Annotated in this window: 14 protein-coding genes; 13 read left to right on the top strand and 1 reads right to left on the bottom strand. The window is 70.1% G+C overall.

What is annotated here, in order from left to right:
- The first annotated feature begins 125 nt into the window (after positions 1 to 125).
- Both AC3WOE_RS17955 and AC3WOE_RS17950 read left to right on the top strand, forming a co-directional pair.
- Positions 126 to 899: an SDR family oxidoreductase gene (locus AC3WOE_RS17955; RefSeq protein ID WP_492692336.1), complete on the top strand. Its 774-nt coding sequence runs from the start codon at positions 126 to 128 to the stop codon at positions 897 to 899.
- A 209-nt stretch (positions 900 to 1,108) separates the two neighbouring features.
- Positions 1,109 to 3,415: a carbohydrate binding family 9 domain-containing protein gene (locus AC3WOE_RS17950; protein WP_492692334.1), complete on the top strand. Its 2,307-nt coding sequence runs from the start codon at positions 1,109 to 1,111 to the stop codon at positions 3,413 to 3,415.
- A 78-nt stretch (positions 3,416 to 3,493) separates the two neighbouring features.
- Here AC3WOE_RS17950 and rbp read toward each other — a convergent pair whose 3' ends face one another.
- The gene (rbp, locus tag AC3WOE_RS17945; protein WP_492692332.1) at positions 3,494 to 4,027 is read right to left on the bottom strand and encodes an RNA-binding regulator; all 534 of its coding nucleotides are present in this window, start codon (positions 4,025 to 4,027) and stop codon (positions 3,494 to 3,496) included.
- Positions 4,028 to 4,260: 233 nt separating this feature from the next.
- Between rbp and AC3WOE_RS17940 the strand changes: the two genes are divergently transcribed.
- The 11 genes from AC3WOE_RS17940 to AC3WOE_RS17890 all read left to right on the top strand — a co-directional run bounded on the left by AC3WOE_RS17940 (position 4,261) and on the right by AC3WOE_RS17890 (position 15,879).
- Positions 4,261 to 5,160 (top strand): hypothetical protein, encoded by a 900-nt coding sequence (locus AC3WOE_RS17940; RefSeq protein WP_492692331.1) that lies wholly within the window; start codon positions 4,261 to 4,263, stop codon positions 5,158 to 5,160.
- On the top strand, positions 5,157 to 6,017 hold the full coding sequence (locus AC3WOE_RS17935) for a helical backbone metal receptor (RefSeq protein WP_492692330.1): 861 nt from the start codon (positions 5,157 to 5,159) through the stop codon (positions 6,015 to 6,017). The genes AC3WOE_RS17940 and AC3WOE_RS17935 overlap by 4 nt, the downstream gene beginning before the upstream one ends.
- Before the next feature lie 42 nt (positions 6,018 to 6,059).
- Entirely contained in the window at positions 6,060 to 6,701 is a 642-nt protein-coding gene (locus AC3WOE_RS17930) for a MarC family protein (protein ID WP_492692328.1), read from the top strand.
- 146 nt (positions 6,702 to 6,847) lie between these two features.
- The gene (locus tag AC3WOE_RS17925) at positions 6,848 to 7,873 is read left to right on the top strand and encodes an NAD(P)H-dependent flavin oxidoreductase (protein ID WP_492692327.1); all 1,026 of its coding nucleotides are present in this window, start codon (positions 6,848 to 6,850) and stop codon (positions 7,871 to 7,873) included.
- Positions 7,861 to 8,535, top strand: a complete 675-nt coding sequence (creB, locus tag AC3WOE_RS17920; RefSeq protein WP_492692520.1) for a two-component system response regulator CreB — start codon at positions 7,861 to 7,863, stop codon at positions 8,533 to 8,535. Before AC3WOE_RS17925 ends, creB begins: the two co-directional genes overlap by 13 nt.
- Positions 8,532 to 9,953, top strand: coding sequence for a two-component system sensor histidine kinase CreC (gene creC / locus AC3WOE_RS17915; protein WP_492692325.1), 1,422 nt, complete (start codon positions 8,532 to 8,534; stop codon positions 9,951 to 9,953). Before creB ends, creC begins: the two co-directional genes overlap by 4 nt.
- A 59-nt stretch (positions 9,954 to 10,012) precedes the next feature.
- Positions 10,013 to 11,305, top strand: coding sequence for a cell envelope integrity protein CreD (gene creD / locus AC3WOE_RS17910; RefSeq protein WP_492692324.1), 1,293 nt, complete (start codon positions 10,013 to 10,015; stop codon positions 11,303 to 11,305).
- A gap of 54 nt (positions 11,306 to 11,359) precedes the next feature.
- Positions 11,360 to 13,009 (top strand): GMC family oxidoreductase, encoded by a 1,650-nt coding sequence (locus AC3WOE_RS17905; RefSeq protein ID WP_492692322.1) that lies wholly within the window; start codon positions 11,360 to 11,362, stop codon positions 13,007 to 13,009.
- Positions 13,010 to 13,099: 90 nt separating this feature from the next.
- The gene (locus AC3WOE_RS17900; protein WP_492692518.1) at positions 13,100 to 14,971 is read left to right on the top strand and encodes a B12-binding domain-containing radical SAM protein; all 1,872 of its coding nucleotides are present in this window, start codon (positions 13,100 to 13,102) and stop codon (positions 14,969 to 14,971) included.
- Positions 14,971 to 15,297, top strand: coding sequence for an antibiotic biosynthesis monooxygenase family protein (locus tag AC3WOE_RS17895; RefSeq protein WP_492692320.1), 327 nt, complete (start codon positions 14,971 to 14,973; stop codon positions 15,295 to 15,297). The genes AC3WOE_RS17900 and AC3WOE_RS17895 overlap by 1 nt, the downstream gene beginning before the upstream one ends.
- A 3-nt stretch (positions 15,298 to 15,300) precedes the next feature.
- Positions 15,301 to 15,879 carry a peptidylprolyl isomerase gene (locus AC3WOE_RS17890; protein ID WP_492692319.1) on the top strand — a complete coding sequence of 193 codons (579 nt, stop codon included), beginning with the start codon at positions 15,301 to 15,303 and terminating at the stop codon, positions 15,877 to 15,879.
- Positions 15,880 to 15,885: the final 6 nt, after the last annotated feature.

Raw genomic sequence — 15,885 nt, 5'->3', positions numbered from 1 at the left:
CCCGCGGGGGCTGAGGCCGGACACGTGGCGCCCAGTGGGCGGCATGTGCCTGCCGAAGAGCCGCGGCACCTGCCGAGGCGCGGCCTGCAAGGCCGGCTCGCGTACCCGCGGGACGAGGGGCTCGCATGACCGAACTGGTCTTCATCACCGGTGCCTCCAGCGGCATCGGCCAGGCGCTGGCGCTGCGCTACTACCGCGACGGCGCCCGTCTTGCGCTGGTGGCACGTCGCACCGCCGAGGTCGAGCGCTGGGCTGCCGAGCAGCAGCTCGATGCCGCGCGCTTCAAGGTCTACGGCGCCGACGTGGCCGACCTCGACGCCATGGCCCGAATCGGCCGCGAATGCATCGCCGCGCAAGGCCTGCCCGACGTCGTCATCGCCAATGCCGGCATCAGCATCGGCATGGACACGGCCCACTTCGATGACCTCGAGGTCATGCGCCGCACCTTCGAGACCAACAACGTCGGCCTGGCCGCCACCTTCCATCCCTTCGTCGCCGCGATGAACGAGCGCCGCTCGGGCACGCTGGTCGGCGTCGCCAGCGTCGCCGCCATCCGCGGCCTGCCGGGCCACGGCGCCTATTGCGCCAGCAAGTCGGCCGTCGTCGCCTACTGCGAGAGCCTGCGCGGCGAATGCCGGCCCTTCGGCGTTCGCGTCGTGACCATCCTGCCGGGCTATATCGACACGCCGCTGACGCGCGGCAACCGCTACAGCATGCCCTTCCTGATGCAGGTCGAGGACTTCGCCGACCAGGCCGTGCGCACCATCCGTGCTGAGGTCAGCTACCGCGTCATCCCCTGGCAGATGGGCGTGATGGCCAAGATCCTGCGCCTGCTGCCCAACTGGCTCTATGACAGGGCGTTAGGGAGCCGGCCACGCAAGAAGCGCGCAAGCGAGTAGTCACAACGCGCGCACCGTGGCTACACTGCGCGCCTTCGTACCGAGAGCTGCCCGACGCAGCCCAGGAGGACATCATGGCCAAGGTGCTTCACCCCTGCTAGTGCCCGCGCGCTGACACCGTGTCAGCGCCGCTCGCCGGCTGCGCTTCGCGCACGCCCACCTGATTCCTGCCGCCCGCCTGGCGCGGCAGCCGATCTCGGACGACTTCCATGACTTTTCGCCTCCTCGGCCCGGGCCTGCTGGCCCTGGCCTTGCCCGCCTGGGGCAACGCCCCCGAACTCTCTCAACCCGCCGCCCTGCGTCTGGCCGTCGGCGAAGCCACGCCCGTCATCGACGGCCGCCTCGACGACGCGGCCTGGCAGCGCGCCCCGGTCTACGAGCGCTTCGCGCAATTCCTGCCCGTCGACAAGCAGGCCGCGCGTTGGCGCACCACCGTGCAGGTCCTCGTCACCGAGGACGCCCTGGTCTTCGGCATCCGCGCCTGGGACCCCGAGCCCGACCGCATCCGCGCGCCGCTGACCCGGCGTGATCAGGTCAAGGCCGACCAGGACTTCATCGCCGTCTTCATCGACCCCGTCGGCCACCGTCGCGCGGCCCAGTATGTGCGCGTCAGCGCGGCCGGCGGCGTCGAGGACGGGCTGTTCGCGGCCGAGGAAGACAGCGAGGACTCGGCCCCCGACTTCGACATCGAGGCCGCCGCGACCCGGATGCCCGACGGCTACAGCATCGAGCTGCGCTGGCCGCTCGCGGCCCTGCGCTTTCCGCACGCTGATGGCGCGCCGTGGCGTGTCATGGTGGCGCGCAACATCCCGCGCGAGGACCGCACGCTCAACGTCAGCGCGCCGGCCCTGAGCAAGGATGCGTTGAGCTTCATCGCCGAACTGCAGCCGCTGGACGGCCTCGGCGACCTCGTCGAACAAGTGCGCGAGCGCAGCTTCGTCGGCTTCCGCCCCGAGCTGACGCTGCGCTCGACGCGCGGCAGCAGCGAGGCGGACGGCACGCGCCGCTCGCGCAAGGCGTCCCTCGGCGCCGAGTTCAAGTGGCGGCCGCGCGCCGACTGGGTCATCGACGCGACGCTGAACCCCGAATTCTCCCAGGTCGAGCTCGACGCGCCCCAGCTCGCCGGCAACACCCGCTTCGCCCTCAGCGTGCCGGAGAAGCGGCCCTTCTTCCTGGAGAGCGCCGACGTCGTCGGCCCGACCCAGCCCGACGAGTCCGGCGAGAACCGCAGCCTGGCCGCCTTCTACACCCGCGCCATCACCGACCCCGACTGGGGCCTGCGCGCCACCTGGCGCGGCGCCGGTGCCGAGGCCACCGCCCTGCATCTGCGCGACGCCGGCGGCGGCACGCTGCTGCGCGCCGGCGCCTTCGCGACGCGCAGCGGCACCCAGCCGCGCAACTCCGAGGCCAGCTTCGCCCGCGGCCGCATGCAATTCGGCGAGGGTGGCCATTTGGGCCTGGCCGGACTGCTGTCGCTGCGCGACTTCGGCAACGGCCTGGGAACCCAGGTCATCGGCAGCGACGGGGTCTGGCGCGCCAGCGACAGCGACCAGTGGCGCGGCCACCTGCTGCTGTCGGACACGACGCTGGGCCTGGACGCCGACGGCCAGGTGCAGCGCGTCAGCCGCGAACGCGGCCACCGTGCTTGGCTGGCCTGGCGCCACCGTGACGCGGACTGGGTGGCCAACGTCAACGTCGAGGAGATCAGCCCGCGCTTCGCCAACGACAACGGCTTCGTCAGCCAGAGCGGCGTGCGCCGCACCTCGGCCTTCGGCGTGCTGCGTCTGGGCCCGCGCGAGTTCGCGGGCATCGCCATGCACGACCACGAGGCCCAGCTCAAGTTGCAGGAGACGCGCACGCTGGCCGATCCCCTGCTCGGTGTGGCGGCCGGCCAGGTTGTCGACCGTCTCGTGCAGCCGGGCTTCTGGTTCGCCGCGGCACACAACACCGGTGTCTGGGGCCATGTCGGCCTGGACTCGCATCGCGCCCGCAGTGGCAGCCAGTTGCACGCCACGCGCACCCTGCTGCTGGGCATCGAGTCCAACCCGGGCGAACTGCTCAACTACGTGAATGCCGAGGTGGAATGGGGCCGTCGCCTGGACTTCGACGCCGACCGCGTCGGCCTGGGCGCCCAGGGCCAGTTGCAGGCCCAGATGCGCATGCCGCTGCCGGCGGGCTTGTGGCTGGAGTTCGAGCAGCGCTTCGGCTTGGGTTGGGTCGATGCGCCCGATGGGCGGCGCGCCTTCACGGACCGCAGCGCCCAGAGCCTGGTCGTGCTGCATCTGAGCCCGCGCGATTCGCTGCGCCTCATCCACCAGCAGACCCGCTTCAACCGCCGCGAGGATGCGGGCGCCCGCCTCGCCGCCCAGGACGACCACGGCCGCGTGCTGGCGTTGATGTTCCAGCACCGCGTCGGCCTGTCCCGTGTCATCAGCGTCGGCTTGAACCGCGCCCGCGAACAGCCGGGGGCCGTGCGCGCGAACGAGGTCTTCGCCAAGGCGACATTGGCCTTCTAGAGAAGAATCACCAGACCAGAAATGACAAAGCGCCCCGAAGGGCGCTTTGCTCAGATCTCTTGCGAGGTCGTCGGGGGATCAGTAGCCGCCGGAACGGCCACCGCCGCCGTAGCCACCGCCACCACCACCGTAGCCGCCGCCACCGCCGGAACGGCCACCGCCGCCACCGCCGTAGCCGCCGCCACCGCCGGAACGGCCACCGCCGCCACCGCCGTAGCCGCCGCCACCACCGCCGTAGCCGCCGCCGCCACCACCGTAGCCACCGCCGCCACCGGAACGGCCACCGCCGCCGTAGCCACCACCACCACCGTAGCCGCCGCCGCCGGAGCGGCCACCGCCGCCACCGAAGCCGCCCGGACGCTCTTCACGGGGACGAGCCTCGTTGACGACGATGGCGCGGCCTTCCAGGGCCTGGCCGTTCATGCCGTTGATGGCGGCCTGCGCCTCGGCATCCGAACCCATTTCGACGAAGCCGAAACCCTTGGAGCGACCGGTTTCACGATCCATCATGACCTTTGCGGAGGTCACCGTACCGAACTGACCGAACGCTTCTTGCAGCGATTCGTCACGCACGCTGTAGGCGAGATTGCCCACGTAAAGCTTGTTTCCCATGGGGAAGCCCTTCTCTTCTCAAAACCAAAAAACCATGTGGAGCTTCAACCCATCGTGAACCATTCAAGCGAAGGTGCGGCGTCCAGACACAGGCAATTGATTATGGTGGCGGGGTAATGAGATTGATGAACGGCACTCTTACAAGTGTTGTTTTTCCGAGCTAGCACAAACCCTGGCGCCGTGGAGTCATCACCTTGCCTTCATCGATACCATCGCCGCCCGAACGTGAATTCATGACGCCCAGCCCGCTCTCCGCCCTGTCCCGCATCCTCGCCAGCGTGGACGCGCTTCGCAATCTGCGCGCCCTCTACGCCCTGCTGGCGAGCTTTTGCTTTGCCGGCCTGCTGCTGGCCATGGCCCAGTCCGCCCTGATGCGCGAGCAGAGCCTGCTCAGCGCCCTCTGGCTGGGCCTGGGTTTGGCCGTCGCTTTTTTTGGCGTCAACGCCACGGGCCTGATGCTGATGGACCAGGCCTGCGGGCGCACGGTGCGAGACCCGCAGGAGGCGCTGGCGGACGCGCTGCGCAGCGGCCACCGGGTGCTGGTGGCCCTGTCGGCCTGCCTGGCGCTGGCCGGAGCGATCGTGCTGGCGCTGGCCGGCCTGCTGTGGGCCACCCGCTGGCCGGTGATCGGCGCGCCCCTGCTCGCCCTTGTGCTGCCGGCCGGGGTGCTGGCCCTGGGGGGCGTCAGCTTTGTGCTGGTCGTGCTGGTGGGTCCCCTGGCGGGGCCGGCGGTCTGGGCCGGGCGGCGCAGCCGCGGCGTGATCGGCTTCCTGCGCGAACGCCTGCGCCACGGCCTGCCCGAAACGGCCCTGTTGATGTCGGCCGTCTATCTGATGACGGCCCTGGCCACCGCCGCCGTCAGCTTTGTCGTCGTCAGCGGCAGCCGGCTGGTGGCCGGGCTGGCCATCGTCGGCGCGGGGGTCGAACTGCCGGCCCGCCAGTTGCTGGCCGGCGTCATGGGCCTGGGCCCGCGCGGTTTTGGTGCCAGCGGCATGCCGCTGGAGGGCGGCTCTCTCGGCCTGGCCGCGTTGATCGGCGGCGGCGTCGTTTTCGCCATCGCCCTGGTGCTGCCAACGCTGGTCTGGTTGCGCGGCTGCTGCGCGGTCTATCTCGCGGTGACCGAGCCGGAATGACGGCGCCGCGAGCCGAGCGCCGGGCCGCCCCTAGCCGGCTCAGCATCCCCTCGGGGGATCGGTCGGCGTACTCGCCAACCGAGGGGCCAAGAATTGCGTCCCTCGTGCCCAGCGCGACGGAAACGCTGGTGGCGCTCGGCTTGGGTCCCCGCCTGGTCGCCCGCACGGGCTTCTGCATCCATCCGGCTCCGGCCTTGAAGGATGTGCCCAAGGTCGGCGGCACCAAGGACGTGAACCTGGCCAAGCTGAAAAAGCTCGCGCCCAGCCATGTCGTCGTCAACATCGACGAGAACCGGCTCGAAACGGCCGAAGCGCTGCGGGAATTCGTGCCCGAGGTCATCGTCACGCATCCACGCCGGCCCGAGGACAACCTCGCGCTGTTCGAGCTGCTGCGCGTGGCTTTTTCCAGCGAAGCCGGCGTCAACGAGCGCGCCGCGGCGCTGGCGGCCGGGTTCTCGGCCGCCCTGGCGCGCTGTCGCCAGCAGGCCTGGCCGGCCGAGAAGGTGCTCTATCTGATCTGGCGCGAGCCCTGGATGACGGTCGCCCGCGACACCTATATCTCCACGCTGCTGGCCGAGGCGGGCTGGCACACCTGGCCGGAGGTCCTCGGCGGCGACCACGGCGCCGGCCGTTACCCGACCCTGCGCGGCGACGAAGCCTGGCTTCGCGACATCGACAGCGTGCTGCTCAGCTCCGAGCCCTACCGCTTCGGTCCAGCGCATGTCGCCGAAGCGCAGGCCCTGTGCCCGCAGGCACAAGTGCGGCTGGTGGACGGCGAGCTGCTGAGCTGGTGGGGTTCCCGCGGCGCAGCAGGGCTGGACTATCTGTGCGACCTCCGCAATCAGTCAGCGGACTGAGTTTTTCCACACGCCCGGCGCAGGGCTTCACAATCGCCCGCCATGGACATCTACAAGCCTCTTGTCGCGCTGCTGGCCATCGTGAATCCGGTCGGCGTGGTGCCCTTTTTCATCCACTTCACCTCGGCCTTTTCGCGCCAGCAAAGGCGCAAGACCATCCTGGTCAGCGCCTGCACGGCCGGCATCGTCATCGCGCTGAGCGCCCTGTTCGGGCTGAAGATCATCGAGTTCTTCGGCATCTCGCTGGCCAGTTTCCAGGTCGGCGGCGGCTGCCTGCTGTTGATCAGCTCGCTGCAGATGCTCAATGCCCAGCCGGCCGAGGCGCGCAAGGAGGACGTGTCCGAGGGCTCCAGCAAGGCCGACGCCGGTGCCAGCATCGCCGTCGTGCCGCTCGCCATCCCGCTGCTGACCGGGCCGGCCACCATTTCCACCATGGTCATCTATGCCGACAAGACGCGGGTCTGGTGGGAGCTGGCGGTGCTGTGCGGCTATGGCGTCGTGGTGGCCTTCGTGACCTTCGTCGTCTTCTCGGCGTCCAGCAAGATCGCCAAGGTGCTGGGCCAGACCGGCATCAACATCATGACGCGGCTGATGGGCCTCATCCTCGCCGCCCTGGCCGTCGAGCTGCTGGCCGACGGCCTCATCAAGCTCTTCCCCGTGCTGGCCGCGCGCTCCATCAGCTGACATGGTGCCCCTCGTCCAAGGTGTACCTTGGCCGGTCCCCCGAGGGGACGGCGATGCTTGCGGCGTTGAGCCGCAACCACATCGCCAAGACGGGCCGGCTCGGGAGCGGCCCAGCGCTCGGCCCGCGCAAACGGAGCAGAACTGACATGAGCCTCTTCAGCCTGCCGCCGATCTGGATGGCGCCCATGGCCGGCGAGGCCGCAAGCAGCGCTCTCGTCGCCGCCGTCAGCGCCGGCGGCGGCTTCGGCCAATTGGGCGCGGCCTACCTGGCGCCGGCGCGCATTGCCGAGATTGCCGCCGACATCCGCGCGCGCACCGACCAGCCCTTCGGCATCAACCTGTTCTGCCCCCAGCCCTGGCTGCGCGACGACGCGGCGCTCGACATCTACCTCGCCCGCCTGGCGGCCTGGCATACCGAACTGGGCCTGCCGGCGCCGACCCGCCCGGAGCGCTACGAGGAGGACTTCGACGCCCAGCTTGAAGCCACCATCGCCGCGAAGCCCGCCGTCATCAGCTTCGTCATGGGCGACCCGGGCGTGGCGCGCGTCGCGGCCCTGAAGGCGCAAGGCTTCAAGGTCACAGCCACCGCAACGCAGGTCAGCGAGGGCCGGGGGCTGCAGGCCAGCGGCATCGACGCCGTCGTGGCCCAGGGCTATGAGGCCGGCGGCCATCGCGGCGGCTTTCTCGGCAAGCCCGAAGGCGCGCTGATCGGCTCGATGGCCCTGGTGCCGCAACTGGTCGATGCCCTCGACATCCCGGTTCTCGCCGCCGGCGGCATTGCCGATGCACGCGGCGTCGCAGCAGCCCAGGCCCTGGGAGCCAGCGGCGTGACGGTCGGCACGGCCTTCCTGCTGGTCGACGAATGCCCGCTGTCACCGGCCTACCGCGCCGCCCTGCTGGCCGCGAGCGACGCCGACTCGACGCTGACCCATGCCTTCTCCGGCCGCTTCGCGCGCGGCGTGGCCAACCGCGTCACGCGCGAGCTCGAAGGGGTGCCCCTGCCCGCCTTTCCCCAGCCCAATGCCGCCAGCCGCCCCCTGCGCCAGGCCGCGGCCAAGGCCGGCCAGGCCGACTTCATCAGCCTGTGGGCCGGCCAGGCCCTGCCGCTGAACCGCGCGCCGGGCCGCGCCGCCGACCTCGTCGCGGCCTTGAACAAGGGCTGGCGCGCTTGACGACCGTCCTGCTGCTGGAAGACGACCCCGCCATCGCGGACACGGTGGCCTTCGCGCTGCGCCGCGAGGGCTTCGCCGTCGAGCACAAGGCCTGGCTGGCCGAGGCGCGCGAGCGGCTGAAGCAGGCGCCGGCGCCCGACCTTCTCATCCTCGACATCGGCCTGCCCGACGGCCATGGCCTGGACCTGTGCCGCGAGCTGCGCGCCGGCCCGCTGGCGCATCTGCCCGTCATCGTGCTGAGCGCTCGCAGCGAAGAGATGGACCGCGTGCTCGGCCTGGAGCTGGGCGCCGACGACTATCTCGCCAAGCCCTTCAGCCCGCGCGAGCTGGTGGCGCGCGTGCGCGCCCTGCTGCGTCGAGTGCCGGCGCCGCCGCCGGCGACGGCGGGCTTCCTGGTCGACGGCTCGCGGGTCAGCCTGGACGGCGTGATGCTCAACCTCACCAAGCTGGAGCTGGGCCTGCTGACGCATCTGCTGCGCGCGCCGCAGCGCATCCACAGCCGCGACACCCTGCTCGACGCCGTCTGGGGCAGCAGCGCCGAGAGCACGGACCGCACCGTCGACACCCACATCAAGACGCTGCGCGCCAAGCTGCGCGAGGCGGCGCCGGGGCGCGATCCGATCAAGACTCACCGGGGCCTCGGCTACTCCCTCGAACCATGAGGCTCGGTCTCCGCGTCTTCTTCGGCTTCTTCCTGATCGCCGGCCTAAGCGCCGTGCTGCTGCTCAAGGTCTTCCTGGCCGAGGTGAAGCCCAGCGTGCGCGAGGTCATGGAGGACCTGATGGTGGAGGCGGCCCATCTGCTGGCCGAGACCGCCGCCGACGAGATGGACGCCGACGGCCTCAAGCCAGGCAGCCGCCTCACCGAGCAGTTCCGGCGCTACGTGAAGCGCGAGGTCGACGTGCCGATCTGGGGCCTGCGCAAGCAGAGCCTGGACCTGCGCCTGTACGTGACCGACGCGCGCGGCCGCGTGGTGGCGGACTCCGGCCAGCCCTCGGCCGTGGGCCAGGACTACTCGCAATGGCGCGACGTGGCGCTGACCCTGCGCGGCGACTACGGCGCCCGCTCGACGCGCTATTCGGCCGACGACCGCAGCACCATCCTGGTCGTCGCGGCACCCATCCTCAAGGACGGCCGCACCCTGGGGGTCGTCAGCGTGGCCAAGCCGGTGGCCAGCGTGCAGCGCTTCATCGACCGCGCCGAGCGCCGCGTCTTCTGGGCCGGTGCCGCGCTGCTGGCGACCAGCCTCATCGTCGGCGTCGCGGTGACGCTGTGGCTGGTGGCCTCGGTGCGGCGGCTGCGCCGCTATGCCCAGCAGGCCCAGGCCGGCCAAGCCTTCGCGCCACCAGCCATGCCGGGCGAGCTCGGCGACCTGGCCCACGCGATGGACGACATGCGCCGCCGCCTCGAGGGCCGCGAACAGCTGGAGCACGACGTGCGTGCGCTGACCCACGAGCTCAAGAGCCCGCTCGCCGCCTTGCGCGCCAGCGGCGAGCTGCTGCAGGACGAGCTGCCCGAGGCCGACCGCAAGCGCTTCGCCGGCCAGGTGCTGGACCAGACCGCACGGCTGCAGACCCTGGTCGAGCGCGTGCTGGCCCTGTCCCAGCTCGAAGCCCAGGTGGGCCTGGGCGAGCGCCAGCGCATCATGCTGGCGGACTGGACCGAGACCCAGCTGGACCGGCAGGCACCGCGCCTGGAACAGCAAGGCCTGCGTGTGGCCTGGAGCGCTCGTGAGAACGTGGCCGTCGACGTCGACCCGGCCCTGCTGGAACTGGCCTTCGGCAATCTCCTCGTCAACGCCATCGACTTCGCCCCGGCCGGCTCGACGCTGGAACTGGCCGTCAGCACGACGCCGACGACGGCGCGCCTGACCCTGCGCGACCACGGCCCCGGCGTGCCGGCCGCCGGCTTCATCCACCTGGGCAAGCGCTTCTTCTCGACGGCAAGACCTGGCAGCCTCGTCAAGGGCTCGGGCCTGGGCCTGGCCATTGCGCGCCGCGTGGCCGAGCTGCACGGCGGCTGGCTGAGCTTCGAGACGACGGCACCAGGCCTGCGCGTCAGCCTGGTGCTGCCGCGCTGACTTCACGCCCGCCTCACACAGCCCTTCCTGCCCTCACCGCCGCTCGCGATGCTGGCGGCATGAAGCTCAACCCCACCTTTTCCAAGCTGGCCATCCTGGCCGCCGTTTCCCTCCTGCTGTGCATCGTGCTCGCCCAGATCGGCGGGCTGGTGCACGAACGCCAGTCCCGGCAGCAGGAAGCCGTCCAGAACGTCGAACAAGCCCTGGCTGGCGGCCAGACCCTGCTCGGGCCGCTGCTGGTGCGCAGCTGCAAGGAAGTCTGGAAGAACGGCCAGGGCGAAGCTCAATCGCGCGGCTTTGCGCTGACGGCCGCGCCGGCCGAGCTGACGGTCAGCGGCGGCCTCAGCCCCGAGACCCGCTACCGCGGCCTGTTCAAGGTCAACACCTATACCGGCAAGTTCAAACTGGCGGCGCAGTGGGCCGACGCGTCCGCATTGACGCCCCGCGGCGAGCGCCCCGGCAGCCAGGTCGAATGCGGCGACGTCTCGGTGATGTTTTCCGTCAGCGATGCCCGCGGCCTGCGCGGTGCCGAGCTCCGGCGCGACGGCCAGCCGCTGGCCGTGAAACCCGGCACCACCCACCCCATCTACGGCAACGGCCTGCACGCGCTGCTGCCCGGCCTGCGCCTGGACGCCGGCCTGTCGCTGACCTTGTCCCTCGACCTCGTCGGCAGCCAGCGTTTCGGCGTCGTACCGGCCGCCGGCAGCACGACCGTCGGCGTTCAGTCGAGCTGGCCGCATCCGAGCTTTGGTGGGCGATTCCTGCCGGCCGACCGCAAGATCGGCGTCAGCGGTTTCGACGCGAGCTGGAAGGTCACCGAGCTGGCCAGCAATGCCGCCAACCAGATCGCCGCGGGCGAGAAGAACCCCGACACCCTGGACGTCGAACTGATCGACCCCGTGAACCCCTATGTGATGAGCGACCGCGCCATCAAGTACGGCCTGATGTTCATCGCACTGACCTTCGTCACCGTCGGGCTGACCGAGCTGCTGACCGGCCGGCGCGTGCATCCGGTGCAATACCTGCTCGTCGGCCTGGCGCTCAGCCTGTTCTTCCTGCTGCTGCTCAGCCTGTCGGAACACCTGCCCTTCCTGGTGGCCTATCTGGTCGCCGCCGGCGCCGCGGCCGCGGTGCTGACGCAATATGCCGCGGCCATGCTGGGCGGCTGGCTGCGCGGCGCGGCCTTCGGCGGCGGCATCGCCCTGCTCTACGGCGCCCTCTACGTGCTGCTGAGCCGAGAACAGGCGGCCCTGGCCATCGGCGCCGTCCTGCTGTTCGCGGTGCTCGCAACCGTGATGACGCTCACGCGCAAGCTTGACTGGTACCGACTGGGCGGCGCCGCGAGCGAATAACGTACGCTAGGGGCTGCATCCCGCCGCCCCCTCCGTACGCCTCGTTAGCCCTCCATGGCCCGTCAAGGTTTCGACTACATCATCGTGGGCGCCGGCACCGCCGGCTGCCTGCTCGCGAACCGGCTCAGCGCCGATCCCGAGAAGCGCGTCCTCCTCATCGAGGCCGGCGGCAAGGACGACTACCACTGGATCCACATCCCGGTCGGCTATCTCTACTGCATCGGCAACCCGCGCACCGACTGGTGCTTCAACACCGAAGCCGAGCCGGGGCTGAACGGCCGCAGCCTGCGCTATCCGCGCGGCAAGGTGCTGGGCGGCAGCTCCAGCATCAACGGCATGATCTATATGCGCGGCCAAAGCCGCGACTACGAGCACTGGGCCGACGTCACGGGCGACGACACCTGGCGCTGGGAACGCGTGCTGCGTGCCTTCCGCAAGCACGAGAACCACTGGCGGCTGGACAAGGCCAAGACGGCGCCCGAGGGTTTCGCCGCCGTGCACGGCAGCAAGGGCGAGTGGCGGGTCGAGCAGCAGCGCCTGCGCTGGCCCATCCTCGACGCCTTCGCCGCGGCGGCAACCCAGGCCGGCATCCCGGCCACCAGCGACTTCAACGCCGGCACCAACGAGGGCGTGGGCTACTTCGAGGTCAACCAGAAGAAGGGCCTGCGCTGGAACACGGCCAAGGCTTTCCTGCGGCCGACCGCCCTGGGCCGGCCCAATTTCGAGCTCTGGACCGGCGCCCAGGTGCGCAAGCTGCGCCTGATGCGCGACGACGCCGGCCTGCGCTGCAGCGGCGTCGAGGTGCTGACGCCGCATGGTGTGGAGCAGCCCTGGCTGAATGCCGGCGGCGAAGTCATCCTGGCCGCCGGCGCCATCGGCTCGCCGCAGATCCTGCAGCTTTCCGGCCTGGGCCCGGGCGCCCTGCTGCAAGGCCTCGGCCTCGCCGTCGAGCAGGACCTGCAAGGCGTGGGCATGAATCTGCAGGACCATCTGCAGATCCGCGCCGTCTACAAGGTGCAAGGCGCCAAGACGCTGAACACCCGCTCGTCCTCGCTGCTGGGCAAGGCCATGATCGGCCTGGAATATGCGCTGCGCCGCAGCGGCCCGATGAGCATGGCGCCGTCCCAGCTGGGCGCCTTCACGCGCAGCACGCCCGAGAAGATCTGGCCCGATCTGGAATACCACGTGCAGCCGCTGTCGCTGGACGCCTTCGGCGAGCCCCTGCACGGCTTCAACGCCTTCACGGCCAGCGTCTGCAACCTCAACCCGACCAGCCGCGGCTCGGTGCACATCACATCGCCGGATGCGGCGGTGGCACCGGCCATCCGGCCCAACTACCTGTCCACCGAAGCCGACCGCAAGGTGGCAGCCGACAGCCTCAAGCTGACGCGCCGCATCGTCTCGCAGCCGGCCCTGGCTGGCTTCAAGCCCGAGGAATACCGGCCCGGGCCGCAATACCAGACCGACGAGGAACTGGCCCGCCTGGCCGGCGACATCGCCACCACCATCTTCCACCCCGTGGGCACCTGCCGCATGGGCCGCAAGGAGGATCCCTGCGCCGTCGTCGACTCGCGGCTGCGCGTTCAGGGCGTGAGCGGCCTGCGCATCGCGGATGCGAGCGTGATGCCCACCATCACGAGCGGCAACACGAATTCGCCGACGCTGATGATTGCGGAGAAGCTGGCGGGGTGGCTGACGAGCTGAGTCCACCCCTGGCCGGCAGCGTCACGGACAATTGGCGCCGTGGACCAGCCTTCTCCGAATCCGACCCGCGTGCTCGCCGTCATCCCCCCGATGACGCAGCTGAACACGCCCTACCCGTCCACCGCCTATCTGACCGGCTTCCTGCGCTCGCGCGGCATTGACGCCCAGCAGGTGGACCTGGCGCTGGCCTTGGTGCTGGAGCTGTTCACGCCCGCCGGCCTGGTGCAGATCCGCGAGGTCGTGCAGGCCCTGCCCGAGGCGAAACGCACCCCGCAGACCGCCTGGTTTGCCGCTGAATTCGATGCAATCGCCGCCGCCGCGCCGCGCGTCCTCGGCTTCCTGCAGGGCCGCGACCCGACGCTGGCGCATCGCATCAACACCCGGACCTTTCTGCCCGAGGGCGCGCGTTTCGCGTCGCTGGACAACTATGTCGACGAGGACGGTGGCGACCCGCTGGCCTGGGCCTTCGGCGCCCTGGGGCTGCAGGACCGCGCCCGCCATCTGGCCACGCTCTTCCTCAACGACCTCGCCGATGTGCTGCGCGACGCGGTGGACGAGCGCTTCGAATTCGTCCGCTATGCCGAGTCGCTCGCCGCGGCCCAGGCCCACTTCGACCCGCTGGCCCAGGCGCTGGCGGCGCCACCGAATCTCGTCGACGCGACGCTGCAGCGGCTCACGCTCGCTGCGCTGGAGTTGCACCAGCCCGACGTCGTGCTGCTGTCGGTGCCCTTCCCCGGTTCGGTCTATGCCGCCCTGCGCATCGCCCAGACCATCAAGGCCGCGCGGCCGAATGTCGTCACGGTGCTGGGCGGCGGCTATGTGAACACCGAGCTGCGCGAGCTGGCCGAGCCGCGCGTCTTTGACTTCGTCGACTATGTGACGCTGGACGCCGGCGAGCGGCCGCTGCTGGCCCTGCTAGAGCACGTCGCGGGCAAGCGCTCCAAGACACGGCTGGTACGCACCTTCTGGCGCGACAACGAGGGGGCGGTCAAGTACACCAACTTCGTCGAGCCCGATGTGCCGTTTGACGACGTCGGCACGCCGACCTGGGACGGTCTGCCGCTGGACCGCTACTTGTCCCTGCTGGACATGCTCAACCCCATGAACCGGCTGTGGAGCGACGGGCGCTGGAACAAGTTGACCGTGGCCCACGGCTGCTACTGGAAGAAGTGCAGCTTCTGCGACGTCAGCCTGGACTACATCTCGCGCTACGAGGCAGCCTCGGCCGAGGTGCTGGTGGACCGCATCGAGGCCATCGTGAAGGAGACGGGGCAGACAGGCTTTCATTTCGTCGACGAGGCGGCACCTCCAAAGGCCCTGAAGGCGCTCGCTGAAGAACTGATTCGCCGCGGCGTCGCCATCAGCTGGTGGGGCAATATCCGCTTTGAAAAGACCTTCACGCCCGATCTCTGTCAGCTGCTGGCCGACAGCGGCTGCATCGCCATTTCAGGGGGGCTGGAGGTGGCCTCGGACCGGCTGCTCAAGCTGATGAAGAAGGGCGTCAGCGTCGAGCAGGTGGCGCGCGTGACCAAGGCCTTTGCCGACGCCGGCGTGCTGGTGCATGCCTATCTGATGTACGGCTTCCCGACGCAGACGACGCAGGACACGGTGGATGCGCTGGAGTACGTGCGCCAGCTGTTCGAGAACGGCTGCATCCACAGCGGCTTCTTCCACCGATTCGCCTGCACGGTGCATTCGCCGGTCGGCCTCAACCCGGCCGAGTACGGCGTCACGCTGCAACCCCTGCCGGCCGACGGGCGCTTCGCCAGGAACGACATCGCCTTCGTCGACCCCACGCCCACCGACCACGACGGCCTGGGCCAGGGGCTCAAAAAAGGCCTCTACAACTTCATGCACGGCATCGGCATCGAGCAGGACATCCGCTCCTGGTTCCCGGTGCGCGTGCCAAAGACCACGGTGCCGCGCCGCTTTGTCGAGCGCGCCCTCTCGACCCTGAGCTGATGTACACCTCCACCTTCACCTTCGCCAAGGGCGACTACGACGCCGACTTCTTCGCGCTGGACGAGCGCATCGCCGCGGTCGCCCGCTCCATTCCCGGCTACCGCGGTGAAGAGGCCTGGGAGAACGCCGCCACGGGCCTGATCTCCAATGTCTACTACTGGGATTCGATGGAGGCCCTGCAGCAGCTGATGAGCCACCCCGATCACCGCGAGGCCAAGCAGGCCCAGGCGCGCTGGCTCAAGGGCTACCAGGTCGTCATCGCCCAGGTCATGCGCAGCTATGGCGACGGCGGCATCGCCCACCCGCTCGCCGCGACGAAGGCCTGAGCCATGGACCGCCGCCGGCTGCTGGCCCTCAGTGCCCTGCCGCTTGCTGCGCAGGCTGCAACACCCGTGCACACGCGGGTGGACACGCCACTGGGTCACTTCGTCATCGAGGTGGACCCGGCCGTCGCGCCCATCACCGTGGCCAACTACCTCGCTCACGTGGACCAGCACCTGCTGGACAAGGCCTGGGTCTACCGCCTCGTCACGCGGGCCAACCAGGCGCCGGACACTGCACACAAGATCGAGGTCGTGCAGTGGGGCATGAACCAGCCCGACGATGCCCAGCCGCGGCTGCCCGCCATCGCCCACGAAACCACGCGCCAGACCGGCCTGCGCCACCGCGATGGCACTGTTTCCATGGCACGCGGCGCGCCCGGCACGGCCACATCGGAGTTCTTCATCTGCATCGGCGACCAGCCGGCGCTGGACTTCGGCGGCCTGCGCAACCCCGACGGCCTGGGCTTCGCCGCCTTCGGCCAGGTCGTGCAAGGCATGGACGCGGTGAGGGCCTTGCATGCCAGGGCCGGCGCTCAGCAATGGCTGAAGCCTTCCATCGCCATCGGCCCCGTGCGCCGGGTCTGAACCCTC

The sequence above is a fragment of the Roseateles sp. FW305-36 genome, from assembly GCF_058787015.1.
The sequence above is the reverse complement of the archived record's forward strand: the minus strand, read 5'-3'. Positions and strand labels throughout refer to the sequence as shown.